At 40.1% G+C, this 19,793-nt stretch carries 17 protein-coding genes; 1 reads left to right on the forward strand and 16 read right to left on the reverse strand.

The window, feature by feature from the left end; translation table 11 throughout:
- Window positions 1-192: 192 nt before the first annotated feature.
- Together HLI_RS08085 and HLI_RS08090 are read right to left on the reverse strand one after the other, a co-directional pair.
- Complete coding sequence (locus tag HLI_RS08085; protein ID WP_128524516.1) at window positions 193-2,013, reverse strand: YhgE/Pip domain-containing protein; 1,821 nt, start codon at window positions 2,011-2,013, stop codon at window positions 193-195.
- A 2-nt stretch (window positions 2,014-2,015) separates the two neighbouring features.
- On the reverse strand, window positions 2,016-3,956 hold the full coding sequence (locus tag HLI_RS08090; protein WP_128524517.1) for an efflux RND transporter permease subunit: 1,941 nt from the start codon (window positions 3,954-3,956) through the stop codon (window positions 2,016-2,018).
- A 274-nt stretch (window positions 3,957-4,230) separates the two neighbouring features.
- On the opposite strand from HLI_RS08090, the gene HLI_RS08095 reads away from it, so the two are divergent.
- Window positions 4,231-4,797 carry a TetR/AcrR family transcriptional regulator gene (locus HLI_RS08095; protein WP_128524518.1) on the forward strand — a complete coding sequence of 189 codons (567 nt, stop codon included), beginning with the start codon at window positions 4,231-4,233 and terminating at the stop codon, window positions 4,795-4,797.
- A 106-nt stretch (window positions 4,798-4,903) separates the two neighbouring features.
- Here the strand turns inward: HLI_RS08095 and HLI_RS08100 are convergent, their stop codons facing one another.
- The 14 genes from HLI_RS08100 to HLI_RS08165 form a co-directional block, all read right to left on the reverse strand.
- The gene (locus HLI_RS08100) at window positions 4,904-5,632 is read right to left on the reverse strand and encodes a LytR/AlgR family response regulator transcription factor (RefSeq protein ID WP_277750313.1); all 729 of its coding nucleotides are present in this window, start codon (window positions 5,630-5,632) and stop codon (window positions 4,904-4,906) included.
- Complete coding sequence (locus HLI_RS08105; RefSeq protein ID WP_164908516.1) at window positions 5,632-6,945, reverse strand: sensor histidine kinase; 1,314 nt, start codon at window positions 6,943-6,945, stop codon at window positions 5,632-5,634. The genes HLI_RS08100 and HLI_RS08105 overlap by 1 nt, the downstream gene beginning before the upstream one ends.
- Window positions 6,946-7,020: 75 nt before the next feature.
- A complete protein-coding gene (locus tag HLI_RS08110; protein ID WP_164908517.1) occupies window positions 7,021-7,176 on the reverse strand; it encodes a cyclic lactone autoinducer peptide in 156 nt (51 codons plus the stop codon).
- Entirely contained in the window at window positions 7,173-7,775 is a 603-nt protein-coding gene (locus tag HLI_RS08115) for an accessory gene regulator AgrB (RefSeq protein WP_128524522.1), read from the reverse strand. The genes HLI_RS08110 and HLI_RS08115 overlap by 4 nt, the downstream gene beginning before the upstream one ends.
- 137 nt (window positions 7,776-7,912) lie before the next feature.
- Window positions 7,913-8,779: a hypothetical protein gene (locus HLI_RS08120; RefSeq protein ID WP_128524523.1), complete on the reverse strand. Its 867-nt coding sequence runs from the start codon at window positions 8,777-8,779 to the stop codon at window positions 7,913-7,915.
- An 11-nt stretch (window positions 8,780-8,790) separates the two neighbouring features.
- Window positions 8,791-9,522 (reverse strand): nitroreductase family protein, encoded by a 732-nt coding sequence (locus HLI_RS08125; RefSeq protein WP_128524524.1) that lies wholly within the window; start codon window positions 9,520-9,522, stop codon window positions 8,791-8,793.
- 4 nt (window positions 9,523-9,526) lie between these two features.
- Entirely contained in the window at window positions 9,527-10,393 is an 867-nt protein-coding gene (locus HLI_RS08130) for a thiopeptide-type bacteriocin biosynthesis protein (RefSeq protein WP_128524525.1), read from the reverse strand.
- Between the two features lie 43 nt (window positions 10,394-10,436).
- The gene (locus HLI_RS08135; protein WP_128524526.1) at window positions 10,437-11,615 is read right to left on the reverse strand and encodes a hypothetical protein; all 1,179 of its coding nucleotides are present in this window, start codon (window positions 11,613-11,615) and stop codon (window positions 10,437-10,439) included.
- A gap of 10 nt (window positions 11,616-11,625) precedes the next feature.
- On the reverse strand, window positions 11,626-13,332 hold the full coding sequence (locus HLI_RS08140; protein WP_128524527.1) for a YcaO-like family protein: 1,707 nt from the start codon (window positions 13,330-13,332) through the stop codon (window positions 11,626-11,628).
- A 3-nt stretch (window positions 13,333-13,335) separates the two neighbouring features.
- Window positions 13,336-14,787, reverse strand: coding sequence for a hypothetical protein (locus HLI_RS08145; protein ID WP_128524528.1), 1,452 nt, complete (start codon window positions 14,785-14,787; stop codon window positions 13,336-13,338).
- A 1-nt stretch (window position 14,788) separates the two neighbouring features.
- On the reverse strand, window positions 14,789-15,532 hold the full coding sequence (locus tag HLI_RS08150; protein WP_128524529.1) for an ABC transporter permease: 744 nt from the start codon (window positions 15,530-15,532) through the stop codon (window positions 14,789-14,791).
- An 11-nt stretch (window positions 15,533-15,543) separates the two neighbouring features.
- Window positions 15,544-16,263 carry an ABC transporter ATP-binding protein gene (locus tag HLI_RS08155; protein WP_128524530.1) on the reverse strand — a complete coding sequence of 240 codons (720 nt, stop codon included), beginning with the start codon at window positions 16,261-16,263 and terminating at the stop codon, window positions 15,544-15,546.
- Window positions 16,260-18,782 carry a lantibiotic dehydratase gene (locus tag HLI_RS08160; RefSeq protein WP_164908518.1) on the reverse strand — a complete coding sequence of 841 codons (2,523 nt, stop codon included), beginning with the start codon at window positions 18,780-18,782 and terminating at the stop codon, window positions 16,260-16,262. Before HLI_RS08160 ends, HLI_RS08155 begins: the two co-directional genes overlap by 4 nt.
- A complete protein-coding gene (locus HLI_RS08165; protein WP_128524532.1) occupies window positions 18,769-19,782 on the reverse strand; it encodes a hypothetical protein in 1,014 nt (337 codons plus the stop codon). Before HLI_RS08165 ends, HLI_RS08160 begins: the two co-directional genes overlap by 14 nt.
- Window positions 19,783-19,793: the final 11 nt, after the last annotated feature.

Consider the following 19,793-nt stretch of genomic DNA (forward strand, 5'->3'; position numbering starts at 1 on the left):
GATAAGAAGTTTTCTATAAATCTATTATACTCCACTTTTCTTCTTTTTCCTACAAAACACCACAGGAAATATACTCCATCTCTCTATTGAATGCACACCTGGCTCTCCCCTCAGTATGATTTTTCATCAACATAGCTTGGAAGAAAACACATAAAAAATCATCTCTCTTAATATTGAGAGATAATTTTCATCTTACCTGAACAAATCCAAAAAACGATCCCAAAAGTTTTTTTCCTCTTCTTCCTCTTGTTCTTCTTGTTCTTGTTCATCTTTTTTTAGGCTTTCTGTTTTAATGACAAACTGCACAGATCCTACCTTTTCATTTTTTGAGGAGACAAATGAAACAGGTTCAAAATCAGACTTATCATATTCCTCTACTATCTGATCGATTTCGGTTTCCATTTGACCTGGCAAATCGCTTGTAGAGGAAGCCAGCTCTGAAGTTCCATTATGAAGATCAGCCGCACCATTTTTCAATTCAGTCGTCCCATCAGTCAACCCTGCAATCCCGCTATGAAGACCTCGATAGGAATCAGCCACCTCATCTACACCACTGGTATAACCGGTCAGCCCTTCGTGGAAATCATTATAGCTGGAAGACAACGCCTGTAATCCTTGCTGCAATTGCTCCATCGATTCACCCAGGTCCATGTTATCAAGGCTATTCCCTACTTGATCTGCCATTGCATGAAGACGACCACTCATTTCATTCAGTGAGCCAGCACTTTTATCTAAGGCAGGTCCTATGGCATTGAATGATTCTTGGGTGTTCGCATACGTTTCTTTTGCTGTACGGGAAGTTTTATAAGTTTGCGCAAGCTTATCCACGACTTCTTTATCTGCCCCGCTCTCATGCAAAGCCTTGAAGTCTTCCTCTGAAATTTTATAATCAGGGATTGCATCGATCGACTTACTCAAAGCCTGATGAGCTTTGCTGTACTGATTTTTTAAATTCGTGAGGCTTTCTCCCGTTTCCTCAAGACCCCCAGCAATTTGACGGAGCCCATCTTCCATCTTTGCAAAATCGCTGAGATTCATTTCACCAGACCCAGATTCCACAGAACCACTCATTTGTTGAAGTGATTTTTTGATGGAAGCAGAGCTTTCTACAAGTTCCGAAGACTGTTTGCTTAGTCCTTGAATGCCGCTTTTATATTGTTCTGAACCCTCATAGAGACTCGCGGCCCCGTCATTCAATTCAGCGATGCCATTCTGTAGCTCCCCAACACCACGGTTGATTTCAGCTGTGGCATCAGATAAGGAATTCATATCGTTCTTCATGCCCCCGGCTTCAGGGGCGTCAATGGACATAGAGGAAGGAATGGCAGCAAACTCAATGCCTGCCATTTCTAAATCAGTCACATCTGCAGAAAGTGTGAAACTGCCTTCTTTTTCAGGCATAACACTAAAGGTCACTTGTCTGTTCTTACCGGCATTGGCTACAGTTCCCTCTGGTGCATCTATATTTTCATAAACCGCCGAATCCAGCTGAAGGGTAATCTGCATTAAATAATTATTGAAAAAGATTTCCTCAGCATTTTCATTTTTCGCTGTATCGATTTTAATTTGAAGATGCCCGTCTTTTCCAACCAGTTCTTCAGGATGCATCGTTTCCCCATCCAATTGGTAAGAAACATTGATATCCCAAGGAAGTGGCTTGCCTTCCAAAGTACCCTGATAATAGAACTCCTCTTCCTTTGCAGTTATTTCGATTCTTTCATCTTTTTGTTCAACCGCTGTCAGGTCCGTCAGATTTTGGACATTGGTATATGGCCCATGATCGATGATCGTCCCCTGATCTTCAATATTGAAATTATTGACGACATACATCTCTTGCTGCTCCCCGGCAGGATCCAGTGTGGCATAAACCACTTCATGCTTCTCCGAGTAGGAACCTTTCTCCTCTTCATTCTTTTCATCAGACGAGGTTCCATCTTCCTCTGCTGAAACGGGCACTGTCCCTAAGACAAGAAGAAACGCCAAGAACATCGCGGTTATTCGTTTAAATCTCATTATCATTTCCCCTTAAAAAAGTTTGCTTTAAATGTTGTCTTTTCAATTACCCAGTCCAATACTACTAATAAAGCCGGCAGGACGAATACGACCATGAGGAAGGCCAGTAACGCGCCCCGGCCAAGCAGTAAGCCTATCGATGACACAATCGGGTTGGATGATGTGATCCATAGGATGAATCCGACACTTGATAAGATGGACGCTGATACGAATATCGCAAAAATCTTATCATCGATTGTTTTCCTGATAGCCTGTAAAGCTGGCATTTCTTGGCGTAGATGCTTGTAATTTTCCGTGAACAAGATGGCATAATCCACAGTCGCGGCCAGTTGAATTGTGCTGATGAGCAGGTAGCCGACATACACGAGCGGCGTATCCATAAAATATGGGAAGGCTAAGTTGACCCAAACGGATGCCTGTATTGTCAATAACAGTACAAGCGGAATGGTGATTGAACGGAACGTAATCAAAAGCACGAGGGTAACGGTAATGATGGTCAACCAATTGACTAATTTGTTGTCATCCTGGACGATGTTTTTCATATCGTACAAAGTTACGCTCTCCCCTAATAGATGTGTCTCATCATAATAGGAATCCGCAGTTTCATGGACCTGTTCGATCAAGGAAAAGGCTTTTTCCCCTTCTGCATCTGTTTCCGTATAAAGTGTGATCCGTGCATAGTCATCAGAATAAAAAGATTCTGTCATCGATTCCTCCAAATAATCCGGCGGGACCGCCGAACTGACCATGTTCACGTAAGAAAGCACACTTGAAACATGAGGAAGGTTTTCTAAATCCTGAACCATTTCTTCCTCTTTGGCCCTGTCTCCTTCTGGTACAAGCAGCACCATCGGCATGTTTTTTCCAAACTCTTCCTGAATGGCCGTCACATCTTGGCCGGCACGGGTGTTCTCCGGATGTTCTCCGGTTCCGTATATGAATGAGGTCTGGCTTTGAGCTAAAAATGCCGGGACGATAATCAATAATACAAGGATCAAACTTGGAATTCTGAATTTCATAACACGCTTACCGATTTTGTTAAAGTCCGGAACGAACGACCGATGCTGAGTACGATCGATCCAGTGATAGAACATCAATGTCAAAGCAGGTAAAAAGACCATCACACTGATGAAACTCAGCAGAATTCCTTTTAGCAGATTGAGCCCTAAGTCAGCGCCGATTCCGAAATCCATAAAGGTCAGTGCAGTAAAGCCGAAAAATGTTGTGGAAGCACTGGCAACGATTGCTGGAAAGGATCGTTTCATCGCAAGCTTCATAGCTTCCCTGGGCTCTGACACTCTCTTCCGATAATCCGAAAAACTATGAAGCAGGAAAATCGCATAGTCCAATGACACCGCTAGTTGCAGAATCGGAGCCACGGACTGGGTCACGAAAGATATCTCACCAATAAAGATGTTGGTCCCTAGATTGATCAGGACAGAAACACCGATCGCTGTCAAAAAGAAGACCGGTTCCATCCAGGAATTCGTCGATAAAACCAAAATCAAAATAATAATCGGAACGAGTAAAGCTCCTGCATACATCGACTCGCTGCCAGCCATTTTTTGCGAAGTAGCCGTGTTGACTGCTTCACCTGCAATCGCATTCTCTTCTCCGATCAGTTTATAAATTTGATCGGTCGCCTCCACTTCATATCCTTCTTCAATGTTCAAAGAGAATAAAGCAGAATCATTTTGATAATAAGTCTCTATGGTATCCTTGCTGCCTACTTCGAGAGGAACTTTCAAATCCACTACATCATCCAGCCATGTAACCCCGCTTACCCCCTCGATAGCTTCCAGTTCTTCTTTATAGGTCAGCGCCTCAGTTATCGACACATCTTTGATCATTACTCGTGCATTCTCCACCGGCTCGTCAAACTCTTCTTTCATCAAGTCCATCGCATTCATCGATGGAGAATCTTCCGGGAGATAATCCGCCATGTTGTAATTGACCGAAACGGCAAACTGTGCAACTATACTGAATAAAGTAATAGCTGCAAATATAATAACGATACTTTTTTTATGCTTTATGATTCGATCGATTATATTAATAACGCGTCATCCTCTCTTGCAAATTCCTTGCATACACTCTATTATTTTATTGACACAGTGTTGGATATTCAACAAACAGTTTCTTAATTTACGTTAGTTTCCCAACACATCTCATTGGAAATGTTGGATTGTCACATAAATTTAACAAAAGGGAGTTTCATCGATGACCGCTAAATTGGATCGAAGAAAAAAATACACCCGCAAAGTACTGCAGGAAAGCCTGGTTACCTTACTATCCAAAAAAACGATTTCGGAAATCACTGTCAAAGAAGTATGCGAAATCGCAGACATTAACCGTTCGACCTTTTACACCCATTACTCTGATCATTACGACTTACTCAGTAAAATCGAAAAAGAAATCACAGAGGACATGGATCGATATCTGCATAGCTATAGCTATGAACGGGAAGAAGAATCCATACAGATGACTGAGAAAATCTTAGAGTATGTAACAGAAAATAAGCTTATGTTCCAAACCTTGTTGAACAAGGACTCTGTCCCTACTTTTGAAAAACGCATGATGGAATTGACCCGGCGATTCATGATGGACAACGGGATGAAGAATCAACACTTAAACAAAAAAGAATCAGAGTATTTAAGTACTTTTGTAATCAGTGGAGCCATCCATGTCATCAAGGACTGGATCGATAATGATATGGATCAGTCGCCTGCTGAGATGGCTGTGATGATCAATCACTTCATTAATTATGGTTTTTCCCATTCAGAATAAAGGCTTCCTACCTCCCTCTCCTTAAATAGAAAAAAAGACGACTCCCGCATTAAAATGGAAGCCGTCTTTTTTCTATTTTACAAACTGTTTCGATTCCAAGAAACTTTCAACCTAATTCTTTATTCAAGCCTTTCATGTACCTGCTGGAAGCAAAGCAGGATTCCCCATTCACCATTGTTATTTCACGGCTTTTCTTATCTATGGATTGAATATTATCCTTATTCACTACGAATGAATTGTGACAACGATAAAAACGATCATCCAGACTCTCTACTTCTTTGAGTTTTCCATAAAACTCAACCTGACGAGAATCTGTATGCATAATGATCTTATGTAGTTTCGATGAGGTTTCAAAAAATAGAATTTCCTTATATTCTTCACTGATTACCTTATCTCCACTTTTTATTTGGAATCGCTGGCTGGATTCTGTGGATGTTGCCAGATGCCTCTCATTAGCGGTTTCGATACAGGCAATCACTCTTTGTTGCAAATCTGTAAAATCATCCTTAATGATATAATCCATAGCTTCAACTTTGTACAGAAAGGTTAAGTAAGTCAGCTCAGAATGAGAAGTCACAAACACAATCGACCCTCGTGAATCATGCTTCCTTATTTCTGCTCCAAGCACGATTCCCGTTTTCTCATGTTGAAGGTCAACATCCAGGAAGTAAAGGCCGTTCACGCGGTTTTCTTCCAAGTAATTTATAATTTCATCAGGGTCATCCGTTGAAATGGCCACTTTCATATCCAAATTCTCCATCATAATATAGTTCTCGATATATTGGGTGATCCGTTTTTTTTGTTGTAAATCATCTTCACATATAAAAACATCGATCATGCCGTTTCCCCCTCATGAAAAATTTCGATTTCTTGAAAGAAAATTCTTCCTTCAACCTTTGTTTCTAGTGTGACATTTTCTGTTTTAGAGGTGATTTCCTTTAAATTGCTTAATCCTAATCCTCGATTGCTTCCCTTTGTTGAATATCCTTGCTCATAGATTTTATAGAGGGTAGGAACTTCGCCGCCAATCGTATTCAGCACAACAATCATTGTAGATTTTTCCCTTTTAACAAACGCAATGTTGATAATGCTATTGTCATGCTCTTGGGTTTCCTCTATCGCATTATCGAGAATAATCCCCAAGCAACGGCTTAAAAGCATTGGATCCATAGCGAATTCTTCCACGGGATCTACTGCTTCGAAGTTAACATCCACCCCTGAATCCTGTGCTTTGACTAACTTAGATACGAGGACTCCCTTGATTTCGAGTATCTTTATATTCTTCAAATCTCCAAGTTTATAGTAATCTTTCTTAATATCCTGGCCTGTCGGGAGCACTTTGTCATTAAAGTATTTTTCTAACTGCTCCATATCGTTCTTTCGTATATACTCGGACATTGTTGAAAGAATATTGATGTAATCATGTTTGAACTTACGTAATTCGCCATACATTTCTTCCAGATTCTCAGAATAGGTGCGAAGCTGTTTATATTCGTCCTGCCTATTTTTCCATTGCAATTCTTTGATGATGGAAGATAACAGAATGAGGCCAATTGTAATGAATATCAAAAAGTAAAGAACGAATATATAACTGTTCAGCTGCACGACCTCACGCGAAAAACCTGCCTGCTCAGAAACAAGGATATTCACATAAAGAAAGATGATCGTCAATGAAAGAAGAACGAGTAAGAACGTTCCATATTTCTTTGTAAGCACAACTTTATGTCTGATTTTTTTTATAATGAAGATTGTTCCTAAAGTAAAACAAGCAGAAAAAAGCAAATAAGAAATCATATGTAAGATGAAAAAAGGCAGTTTAGTTTCCATTTGCTCTACAGTAACATTGTAAAGGTAGATATCGACTAAAAAGCTTAGATGATCACTGAGTACCAATACCATTAAAGCGAATAACGGTGGAAAAACACTATTCATTACTTTTCTGGTGAATCGATAGTTGAATAACATTAACAATAGGATGGGAATAAAAACACCTAATATACCTATGTAAAAAAATAAAACAGTGGAACTGCCCGCTAAAAACAAAGCGAGAAGGAACTTTTCTTTTCTTTTTTCTTTGTAACCAAGTAAAAAGAAATTAATTAAACAAAGCACAATGACTTGAATCAAACCGCCTATAGTTGTAATCACGGTAAAAATGCTCCTTATCATCCTTTTAGGAGCATTTTACCATGGCTGCAATTCTTTTGGAACACTGGAAGATTTTCAGTCTATTTCTTCATCCTGTAATTCTTCAGGTACTTCCGGTTCATATAAGAACGCAAAACAACTTCTATGTAGAGCTGCCTCTCCACATGACACTCCAAACTCAGTAACTACCCCTATGAATTTCTCCATCACTCTTTCTACTTTTTCTTTCATGTTACCTTCCTCCATTTCACTATATTATTTGGTATTGTCAGTAAACTTGCTAATGTGGCGCCCGAAGTAAGAAGTGTCTGTGCTGTTGAATCGGAAATCATGAGGGTAACCGCCATAATGATAATACATGTACCAAGAGACTGATTGCGGAGTTTTAGCTGCTTTTTCCTGGATGGAATTCGATTCTTAGTCGTAAAACTGGGGGCAAACTTATAAATCAACCAACCATTTATTAGAAACAATAGAATGATCATTGAGGTGGGCAAAACAATGAAAGGAGCTACATAAGGAATCCCTACAAAGATTACGATACTGATGAGGCTGCACATGAGGCTGTTACCTGCGTGTCTGCCATAAGAAGTTCTTCGTATCGTATAATAAGAAAGATGGAAAAGCAGGGTAGCGAGAAAAATTTGGAACCATAAGGCAACGGCATACACCACCACCATCTTCGAAAGGTTGATGAACAGCGTTTCAAACCCCAATTTCATCTTCAAGTAACGGCGGCGATCACCTTTACTTTTCTTATGTAACCAGCTTGCACACCTGTCTGCTACGACTTCTGTCATCTCCATACCTTGAATCTGTATCCCTTTCATCTCATCACCTCTAGGTATAATATACCTCTATGGAGTGATTTTCTGATTATTCAGTCTTACAAACGGTAAATATGCACGTAAATGAGACTAGTAAATGAAAGGTAGTGTCACAAATGAAAGGAAAAATGACATAGTCGTTATTTCATAATGGTGATATATGACTCATGACTCCGGGGGTAAGAGGTGACTCTTTCACTATAGCCATTTAAACTTAATCGATTCAGAACCAACTTGTGACGGACCGGCATTCCGCAATCCTGGTTCAACTTATCGTTCAATTGAAAAAAATAAAAATACAGGATTCTTTCGATAAAAAAGTATAGAAGGTGCTCCTCCTGCGGCAACAGCAGTGGTGCTGGATTCACTTCTGCATTATCAAATTGAGGAACTTGGAATCTGGATGAATAAATAAGAGGACCAATATATAAATGTTCTTCACTAGTCCTCATAAACAACAGGTCCCGGCAGTTTCGGAAGTTTTCTTTGTGCTTTTTATAGATGGAGGGGGAGGTAATTATAAGACTCTTATTGGTACGATTAAGGTCACGCCCATCGCCTGCTTTATCTATTGTAAAAAATGGGTTGGAAACCAGCTCCCTTTCCAATATTTCAGAAGTTTTCTCTAATTCCAGGGTCAAAACGGCCTTTTTAGGATGTTCTAAGAATTTCTCCACCTCCGACATATAGCTTTGGAAATGTTTTCTAGATATAAAAGCTGGTCGGAAAAGATTTGTATATGAGCGGATGATGTGAATGGTCTTCTGTTCCTCAGGAGCAAAAACCTCTAAAAAACATGAATTGTATTTTTCTGCGATCTGCTGAGCTATCCGTTCTTCTGAACTCGATACTGATGCCGGAATACCAAAGTACAAAAGGTTTCTCAACTTTACGGAATCATGTTTTGATACTTTAAAACCAAACAATTTTTCACCAGATATCGAATCCTCGACGAAAAGAATCTGTTCATATACTTTGACCTCATAGCGATGTTTCAAATGCTTCATTTAACTTCCACCTACCCTATCAAGAATGTATACAATACGGTTTCTCGGCCTCCGATCAAGTGACTGAGTTCCATATCATAAAAACCGCCTAATGGGACGGATTTCAGCTCCAAGTGAGTCGAAACGAGTTGAATATTCTGACCGATATGTCCCGCCTCTTGCTGGACAAGCTTATAAGAAATATCTGTGTATTTCTTCGATATGGAGGATAAAGGAACAGATAAGACAATGGCACATTGTGCAGTAGCCCCTAAGTATTCTTGGATAAAAGATTTCTGAATCGTCGACCACGGTATATGATCTTTGAAAACCAACTGATTGTGATCTGCATCCACCTCACAGATGTTTCCCTCATGCACCAAATCTGGGGAGACTATATTTTCATTGAATAAAAAGTGAATGTTCACGTAATATTGAGCACCACCAGAGGGATATGTCCTTCGCTCCCCCTCCCCTCCAATAAAGGCAATTTGAGCAAAGTGTGCAATCAACTGCTCATCCAGGATTCGTCCTTGAGGGAAACTTGTCACCCAGGTCCGTCTATCCAACAATGTCTTTTCAAAATTGTCCGGATCATGAAGAGAAAAGGACAAATCTTTCGTTACAAGCCCGGAGGTTCGCTCTAGCGTTCTTTCACGGTGTTGGTAAACTTGTGTTGAAGTATATTCTGGAGCATTAATGGTTGAGAGATGATAATCAATGAACATGTTTTCAAACCCTACCTTATAATCCCATTTCCACATTGCCCTACCCTCCCTGTTTAACAGTAGGAACCGACAATCTCTGATGATACTCATGCAAAACCTTAGAAAAATAATATTCTCTTTCAGGTGAGACCCCCAAACGATTATTGAACATATGGATGTGAGAGATAAGGATATAGTAGACATTCTGTTTGTCATAAGACTCTTGATGATAGATAATCATGCGCATTTTTTCACCAAGGAATGACAAATATGGCTTGTATGCCTCTACTACTCCATTCATTTCACGCTTCTCCGTTCGTTGCTTTAGATAATCAGTTAAACCCGGATATTCAGGCTGATCACTGAAATGCTTCCAAACAAGATTGTAATCCTTGAAAAAATCTTCTACCGAGTCAATGATTCCCAACTTTCTTGCCAATTTCCCACACTCATACATAAGATCAAAACTGATCGCATACCTTTTGTTTCGAGAAATCTTCTGAATGACAGTACTAGCCAATTGCGTAGAAGCGACAAAAATATCCTCAGATGCACCCATCGCAGTATTTCCTCCATACCGCACCAGCTCCGGGTGATAATCTATATCCTGGATACTGAAATTGGGATAGAAAATACCAGCACCTCCCCCTTCAGTTTTGCTCACTCTTTCATCATGATCGATAGGGGCGAAATGCCAGTCTTCATACTCTGCACAAAATTCGGACAGCATCTCGAAAAGTTCCTCATCTATCCCTTTCCTTGATTCTTCCCACTTATAGCGCAGACGAATATGCGGCCCTCCATCCCAGTAGCGTATAAAAAAATATTCCCCTGGCCATTCATTATCCATAAATGGTAAGAGGTGATGGGCCAGGAATTCATCAATCAATTGATAATCATGAATAAAAATATGTCTGGACACCCACATGAGATCTCCTCCTTTATACTTTTCACTAGATTAAATCTATTCTTTATAGGTTCAGAACTGACGACTGCAATGACCGGGGGTGAGGAGCAATCATCACAGAATACCCAATAAAGTCGTCAGTGGTTAACCCTAAACACTTCTTCAAATGAAGGTCATCGTAATTTTTCATCCCCCTTGCTGTCCTACCCCATGAGCTCACAAGTAAGGAAATATACTGCCCCGCGTACCCTATATCCATGAACGTTCGATTGAATGAGCCCATATTTCTATCAAAGTAGAAGAACAACCAGATGTTCATGCTCGTCAAATTCGTAAAAGCATGATATTCTTTCAAAATATTTTGGTACTCAAGCGGTTGGCAGGTTTGATCGACCTTAATGAACTCTCCATTCGCCCAGTGATAATACCCTCTTTCGTATTCCTCTGCGTCGTTTATAAAGCAAGCCACCTTAATGTTGTGTTTTTGTTCTAACCCATTAACCTCATCTACCAGACACTTCATATGAAAAGAATCCAGTGGAAACGGTGGAAACGCGTCTCCACTATGGGTCTGACTGGACGTTCTTTGTTGAAATCCATGCACAGGGTCCAGAAGAAATCGCTTGATTGGTTTCATATTGTTCTGTCGGGCCAGCGATATCCGAAAGCATAACCCCACCTCTACAAAATCTATATGCTCGTCCATATATAAGTCCCCTTCGCGCATTTCATGGTAAGGGATAGACTCACTTTCCAAGACAGCCTCAACGTTCATCTTCGCATGACCGACATTGAGCCTTGAGAGCATTTTATAAAACCCCCCATAATCAAGCTGCAATTTTCGGTCATCACTTACTAAGGCGAGGTACATTCCCTCCGGTTCTACTCCTTTGATCCATGTATTTTCACTGACTTCTATTTTGTCAGTCATAGGATTCAATTTATAAAGGTAGCCTTTATGAGCAAGGACCAAGTGAATACTTAGAAAGTTCTTGGCCGTTGGGGATGTGGTATGGAAGAAGTATTTACTATGAAAATCGATCCGATAGACTCTTTCAACGCTAGAGAAAACTTTGTATAGAAAGCTGTCCCATTCATTAAGGGAGTTATGCCTTTTCAGAAAATCCATATCAATATAAGCGACGGGTCGTTCCATAATGGGTTTTTCTTCTACAGGGAGCCCGAAACTAAATGTCTCAAAACGTTGTTCTCCATACGTATTTAAATAATGTTCATCAAGCATACAACACCTCCTAAGGGAATGGATGCGGGGTGCTTTTGATCCACTCCTCATCCAATAGACCTCTTTCTTTAAGACGAATAGCTTTTTCGATCCTGGAAAATACAACACGCCTGTTCTGATGACCAAATGTCATCGTCAGCATTTCTGGAACAATATACTTTACATTCACAAAACCGGAAACAGTCAAATTGGGGTTTTGGATTACTGCTCGGTAAGCTTTTGGAGAAATGCACATAATCTTCTCATGCCATTCTTCAATAATTCGGGTGGACGAACCGCTGAAATGCTCATAATAGGTTTCCAATTCAGCTGGTGTTTTTTGATATGGACTAGCAAGCGCAAAAGTAAAAGCTTGTTTCATCTCCTTATTTGAATAAAGCAGCAAATGATCTTCTAACTCTGTAACCAGGTGAGGATTGTCCAGCAAGTACTTCTTCCTTTGTTGATCATCAGGATTCTGAAAGACATTTTCGAAAACGGATATCGCTGTGGTCGCTTCAATAAGTGCTTTTTCCAAAGCGTCTTCTAAATCTAACGAAGCAGCTGCTGCTGTGTAAAAGGCCATCTCATTTTCCTGAGGGTCCTCCTTCTCCAGCAGCACCCAAATCGTCGGGATTTTCATTTCCATGGAAATATCAAACAGGTGGGTTTGTATACCCTTCGCTTTGAGAGCATCCACGTAATCATGGATATTGCCAAAAGAGTTATCGTCAAATTGGATACGTACGGGCGGAATTTTACCGTACCAGGTCGCTAAGAACGCGTCCCGTTCGAACAGTTCCAGCATGGCATGTAGACTTGCTTCATCTACTGTAGAACCCAGCGCACTCCCGTTTGAGCTATCGTAAATGTACCTTTTCTCTCCAGATATCTTATGCGAGTTGAAATAAACCATTTGTTCAGGTATTAATGCATCGCTTTTCTTATGTAAGGCTTCTACTTCCGTATAGGAGATCCGCAAATTTTTGTTATAACCCGTTGTATTCGTGTAATTATTCGTCTTCATGACTTCACTCAGGGTTAAATCAATGGCAGCAGATTCACCTTCCTGATAGGTTTCAGTGCTCTTTTTATAAGGATAAGCGGTAGCATACCTTTCGATAGACTCTAAGATTGAAGTATACTTCGATATAGCGTAGGTGACGGTCCTCCCAAAAGACAACATTGACGTTCCCTTATACAAAACCTCCGACTGGACCATAGGCGTTCCATAGGAATCCCCGGCCCTTGTAATCTGATTAATTAAGGATGGCCTATTACCAAAAAGCAGGGGGCGGAATTTCTCCAGGCGCTTCTGTACCTTTTCGAATGTCTCATGACGAAGCTGATGTTTGGTGAAAGTCCCTTCGCCCACTTTAGGGGTCAGATCAGGTTCATCCGTGCCACAGCGCTTGCAATCTCCTCGCTTAAACGTACTTTGAAGCTCAACTTTAAGCTTTTCCCGATGAATAATGTAAAGGGACGGCACCTCCTCGTTTTCCTTCAACTTGTTTTTACATGCGGTGACTATATCGTGCTCACTAGCCTGGAGTTCCATCGTTGAAGGGTAAGTGAAGTAGTGTGAATCCAATTCCACTTCTTTCAATCGATCTTGGAAACATTGAAAACAAAAGTGGTCTTTATTACGAAGAGGACCGACAAATATATAAGCGTTATTTTTGTAAATGGGAATCTCCTGCTCTTTTTCCAATGATGGATCCAATATTTGAATTGTCATGATCTACCCCTCCATAACTTCATAACCATACCCCAAGTCATCAAGGATCGGATTGATATTTGTATGTTGATTGGAATCATTCGCTCGTTTATCACCAGATGAAATGAAATCGAAAGAATCCTCCGCCTCTTTAAACTCCGAACTGATAGAGACAGATTGGAATCCTGTTTTTTCCACGCTTATCCCATTTTTAAAGGCACTGATCCATGTGTAGATGAGCAGGGGCAAGTATTCTTTATTCATTAAGGCATACTCATATCGATAAGTAGATCGTGTGTATTCATCTCTTATATAAAAAGCCAATTCTCCGCTGGCTGTTCTATGGTAATAAAAAGTCACATCAAGCTGTTCTTTCTCAAGTAGGCGCTGGAACATCTCATATTCAGGAATGGTTTCTCGAGCAATCTTTCTCAACTTTCCCTCGTCATCTTTTACAAGCGCTTTTGTTCTATGAATCAACTGACCTCCTTCAAATAATGACAGCCTTTCATGATATTCCTTCTGGAGTGCTTCAATGAAGACCACTTCCACGACAAACTTAGATAATCGTTCATAATCAATATCCGCTACAAATAAGTCAGATTCTTCCCATTTACCAGTTCGTTGTACCGTGAAAATTTGAATCGGTAATTGAAGATATTTTTCATATCTTTCATCAGAGTTGAATGATAAGATACTGGACTGATACGTTTGCAAGAATTTCTCTAGAGCATTGAGTGATTTCATCGGATCCTTGTTTTTGCTCTTCTTCACATAACTATCCGCCCTTTGCAGCTGGAAATATTCTTTCTTCGTCACTTCAAGATCTTTTTTAATAAAAAATACTGAAGGATAATCTTTAAAAACCGCGGTAACAAGGGAATAAAAAAGAAAAGGTGATAATAACTTCCCTGCTATGAGTGTGTGATCTACAGGCGTGCGATAAGCACTGGAAGAAGGAGCCACTACCACCTCCTCCTGTTCATTCACATACGGCAGGTAAGAAGCCAGACATTTGTCGTCTTTCCAAACTTGGTAGGATACAGCCTGTTGATCCATCCGGCAGTTCAGCTCATTATCTTCACACTTCTTCATGAACGAATAAGCGGCGTCATCCTCAATCGGACAGACGAATGCTAACCGTTCCAACATCTGCAATGACTGCTCATTATTTGGAGAAACTTCTTCCAGCCAAGTGAAATATTCATGTTCCTTATGGTTCTTTAACACTTCTTTTGAGATTGTGTACACAAAGTCTTTCTCGATTAAGAAAGTGAGTAAAGAAGAATAACGACGGAACTTCACTAACGCTTCCTCCTTCACGACACCGTTTCTTAACTCGGAGATCATAAAATGAATCGTCAAGTAATCTTCTTCCGTAGCTTTCACTTTGAAGGTATGGTCACTTCCATATAAATAGAGGTGCCCGTCTTTGTAATGATAGCGGATCGTGTTTCTCCCTTTTAAAACGTCCATTTTAGACCTTCTTTCTTCTGGAAGATTGAATTACTACCAATGCAGCAGCAAACACCCCGCCTATGACCCCGAATGAAATCAATGTCGATGAATCGAATGTCAGCTGCTGATTCCAAACGTCGATAAATAAGTGGTTCATGTGATAGATTGGATTCATATTAGCAATGACCTGTACGAACGATGGCATTTGACTGACAGGTAAAGAGAAATCGCCTGTAAACATGACCACTTGAAAAATCAAAATAGAGAAGACGAGTGCACTCTTCATCTCCTTGAACAATGAATAAATGGCAGAAGAAATCACTAGGAGAACAGCATTAAGAATAATAAAGAATCCATAAGAAGTCAGATAGACTAATGGTTTCACAGGCATGCTGTAAACAAAAATACCTATGATATGGATCAGAATGAAACCGAAGCTCGTAATGATGACAGATTTAAGAATACTTGAAGCAAGAAGTGTCCGCTCCGGTACCGGGGAGATCGATATCCTTTTTTCAACCCCTGTCGTACGGTTCATGACCTTATCAAAGCCGAACGCAAAGAAAATAACTGAAAATGTGATAAGCAGTATAAACGAGGGAGTATATGTTTCAGCATAGCTTAATCCATTCCCATACGTGTTATCACCAATCAACTGCCCCATAAAAATATAAGTAGCTGGGGGCACGAGAATCGTAAAAATCAAATAAAACAGTTCTCTGGAAAACATCAGCAAATCATACCTTAACTGTGTCGCTAACATGAAAATTCCTCCTATACAGATACCTTAGAAAGATAGTAGTCATTAATCGAATTAAAGCCGGAAGACAATACATTGTCTGTGGTATCGAACATTTCATTTTTTCCCTCATTGATCAGCATCACTTTGTCACAATACATTTCGATTTCATCCATATAGTGAGTCGTCAAAATGACGGTCCCGCCTATCTTCTGGTTGTACTCAACAATATAGGACCACAACAGATTCCTCATATGCGGGTCGAGGCCTGTAGTAGGTTCATCAAGGATGATGAGTTTCGGCTCAGATAGAAACGCGATAGCCAAACTAACTTTCTGTTTCCACCCTCCTGACAACTTATCAAAATAGCTCTTACGGTGTTCTTCCAATTTGAAATCCTGCATAATCTTTTCAATATCTTGCTTTGACTTGTAATAGGATTTGAAGAGACGCAGCAGTTCTTCTACTTTTAGTGTTTTATAAAACTGTGTCGGTTGGAGAACCACAGAAATATCTCTTCTCAGGCTTTCTAACCGGTTCATACTTAGGTCCCTTACCCCTTCGTTAAGAACAGTCACCTCCCCTCCATCAAAGCTTTTGATGGTCATTAGAATTTCAAGAAACGTCGATTTACCGGCTCCGTTCTTACCGATGACTCCAATAACCTCCCCTTCATTCGCTTCAAAATCAAGTCCCTTTAATACGTGGTGGCTGCCATAAGATTTATGGAGTCCTTTTACATTAATCACACTCATTTTTCACCCTCCAGTCCCGCTGAAATAGTTACCTGCTGATCAACGGTATATTCAACCATAAACTCTTTTCCATCTTGCTCTGCATTAGGAAGTGCCTCTTCAATATAGATATCTGTCCCTTTTGACCAGGCGCTCTTACATTCATTTACGAAAACCCTGAACAGCAAAGGGACATTAAGATCAACAAACAATGGTTTCTCCTTCGTGAATTGGCCTTCACCTTTATAGAATTTCAAGAAGAATTGCTTTGGCAATTGTCTTTTTTCAAAATGTTGATGCAGTTGCTGATAACGATCCGAATCTTCCTTTCCACTTTCTATAAAAGGCTGGCAGGTCTCTTTCGATAAATTCCACCGACGACGATACATAACCACTTCCCCGTACGTCAGCCGTGGTATAACCGGCCGCTTTCGGGCTAGAGCATTCACATCAAAATTTAACCGTCCGCTTTGAAATAAAGTGAGTAACACAGAGAGGATCCCTGGTAAAAATATGGGGACAAGCGATGATTTATAAGCAACCTTCGCCTCGGTACCCTTATGATCCAATAAACGAAGTTTCCTCGAATCTTCATCATACTTCACCGAGAAACTAGTGATAGATGGATGATCAGGGTAATTAAATTGATGATAGCCAACATTGAGATTGACCTTCTTTGAATAAACCCTCTGATGAACCCCCCCATTGAATCCGAACAATTCATCAACTTCATAATAATTTTTCTCCGTATAATTTTTGCTGATGTAATCCGCATATTCATGATTATCTATTTCAAAAAAGTCTTTGAATCGGGAAATGAACTTTTCTTGACCGTCATAAATATCATTCACCACTACCTTCTCTCCGGAGGTCTGGGCAAACAGAGTGATACTTACTTCACTATGTGTTTTGCAATCAGCCGGGATCATCCTTACATACTTCTGCATCAACGGCTTAATATCCAGTTCTTTCACTTCTGCCTGGTCAATCATTGCCTTCAATTCAAGTAGGAACCGGTCACGTAAATCATCAAGCTGGTGAACTTCCTTAGCCTTGGCCTGATGATAGCGGTACTCGATATCCTGGTAATAGGGATAAAAGTTATGGATATTTGAGAAGAACACCTCATTTAACATTCGACTCTCTGATAATGGAACCACCCGCTGTCCATATTTCTCTTTGAACAAAGCAGCCAGCTCATACTGAACCCGGACATTTACGTCGAAAAGCAAGGTGAATTGGGAAAGACAGTCCAGCCATTCCTCCGTTACTTTCGGAGATACTCGATCCTCTTCAATCACCGGATCCATGACATCTTCGAAAAGCCATTCATTTTTGAACTGGACGTCGTCTGTCGTCCACGAATCTGCGATTTCTTTTGTCTCCTGCCAAGCTTCCCTTCTCTCTTCCACTGTCCCTATTTCAAACTTATCTACCGCTGATTGAAGGGAAAATAAATCTTCAATAAAAGCAGGATTGAGCTGATAGCGTTTCAAAAAGTGAATCATATTTTTCAGAATGGAACGTCCCTCTCCAACATTTGCTTTTTGGACAAACACTTTAAGTTCAATCATTTTTTTGAATAAATCATACTCCTGAGATTCATAAATGCCCAATGTTTTTAAGCGCTGCCTGAAGATATCAAACGTCAATTCCTGACCTTTGAATTTCTGAATAAAATCGATAACCTGAGGATCAAGTTGAAACTCTACGAATTTATCGCTCGTTTCATAGACTTTATTGGAATTATTCGTGCTGTGCTGGGACACAAAATACACCTTCGAACCTTTCGTGCCAAAGTTGGAAACTTGTACGGGGATACGTCTTATCGCCTGAGCGTTTGTTCTTAAAAACCCATAAAACATGTGAAAAGCCAATGCATGATTAACCTCGACGCTGGATTGTTGTTTTACATGAAAAGCATTTGAAGCTGAACCTACTTTCGTCAAGTAAGAGAAAGGACTAGTTTTCAACGACGATCTAATCATCATTTTGACTAGGAAGAAGTCTAACTTTCTCAACTTTTTGTTATGCTCTTCTACTTCTTTGGCTGAATACTTGGCTATTTTCCCGTAAATCATTTCATTAAAGAAAAGCACCGTCTTTAATAAGTTTTCATTTTGAGTTTCCGACTTTAATATTCGGCGATTTTCCATAAGCACTGCATAGTAGGTGTCCTCAAACTCCTTTTGCAACTTTCCTTTCTGCCGTAACATTTGAAGAAAAGGAAGCAGTGAAACCCCCTCTAAGGATTGAATAGTATCTTCATGATAGTTTTCCATCCTCTCTACTCGAAAGTTATGGATATCCCGCTTTACATTAAGAAGTTTTTTATCTTTTCGTTCCGCAAAGATTGCCTCGACCTTACTCGTCAACGCTTGTTTTTCTAAGTCGATGTCCATGTTCAACCTTTCAATATCCTGATGTAGGCGAGTCAAGTACGAGGAAGCCTTCATTAACTTTAAGTACCAGTCTTTTCCTATCCCACTGCTGCGATAAAGCACCAGCGGATTCTTCGTAATTCGTCTACCTGATTCCAATTTGCTCCCTCCAAGTGACATCATTAAGTTCCTCTGTATATCGATAGGCCATATAAATGAATTGCTGTTTCTTCAATGCACTGACTCTTAAAAATGGCAAACACATATATAATGAATTAATCAGGAAGCGGTAGGCTGTCGCCGATGGATCATAAATAAACCCTTGTTTTGAAGCATAGTCAGAAAACCGGTGGTGAAAGTCATTAGTGAACTCCTTAAGAGATGAAAATGACTCTTCCATCTCTTCCAAATAATTTTCATCAATGACATCATCAATATTTATTTTCAACTTGTGGAAACTTTTTTTCCAATAAGTAGACCACTGGTTGATGAAACCACTATGCTTTTCCGCAAAGAGAACCATCGAAGAACGTTCTGCTTGATAGTGCTTTTCAAACTCCGCTTCGCTGTAAGATAACCCTTGTTTTTTTGAAAGTTCAAAAAACCCATGTACATGTGAAATGAAAGAGAAATAACCTTTGTTCTTGCCGTCTTCCTTATACACTTCAGAGACGTAATGAAATAAAACCGGAAAAGCGTGGGAAAGCTTGATATTGTGTTTATGGATATACATATATAAATCTGTAAGTAATGCCCGTGCTTCAAATCTCATTTCATTGAACAAGTCGGTTATTTCTCTGTTGTGATAGAAGAAATGGTGATCGACCATTTTAATTGTTCCATGCTCTTCAATCGCCGATGCTTCTTCCTTATTTTCCAACTTAGCCAAAGTCGAGGCATTTCGTTCATACTTCTGTATCAGCTGCCGTTCCAGCTCTTCGTTGATCAAAATCTCATTCATCACCTGATTAATGTCATCCTTCGCTCTCCTGATTACCGATGCCTTCGTATCCTCATCGAATGTAATCTTCAAGTGAGGTCCGCCTTCCCAGGATCTCGACAGGAAATAGCGATCGACACAAGCTAATATAGTAGTAAGTTTATGAACCAATCGAGCGTCTTCCTCAGCGTTATAGTTGAAAATAAGCAGACCCTTCATTTCTTAACCAT

It is taken from the genome of Halobacillus litoralis (assembly GCF_004101865.1).
In the GTDB taxonomy this organism is placed as follows: domain Bacteria; phylum Bacillota; class Bacilli; order Bacillales; family Halobacillaceae; genus Halobacillus; species Halobacillus litoralis_A.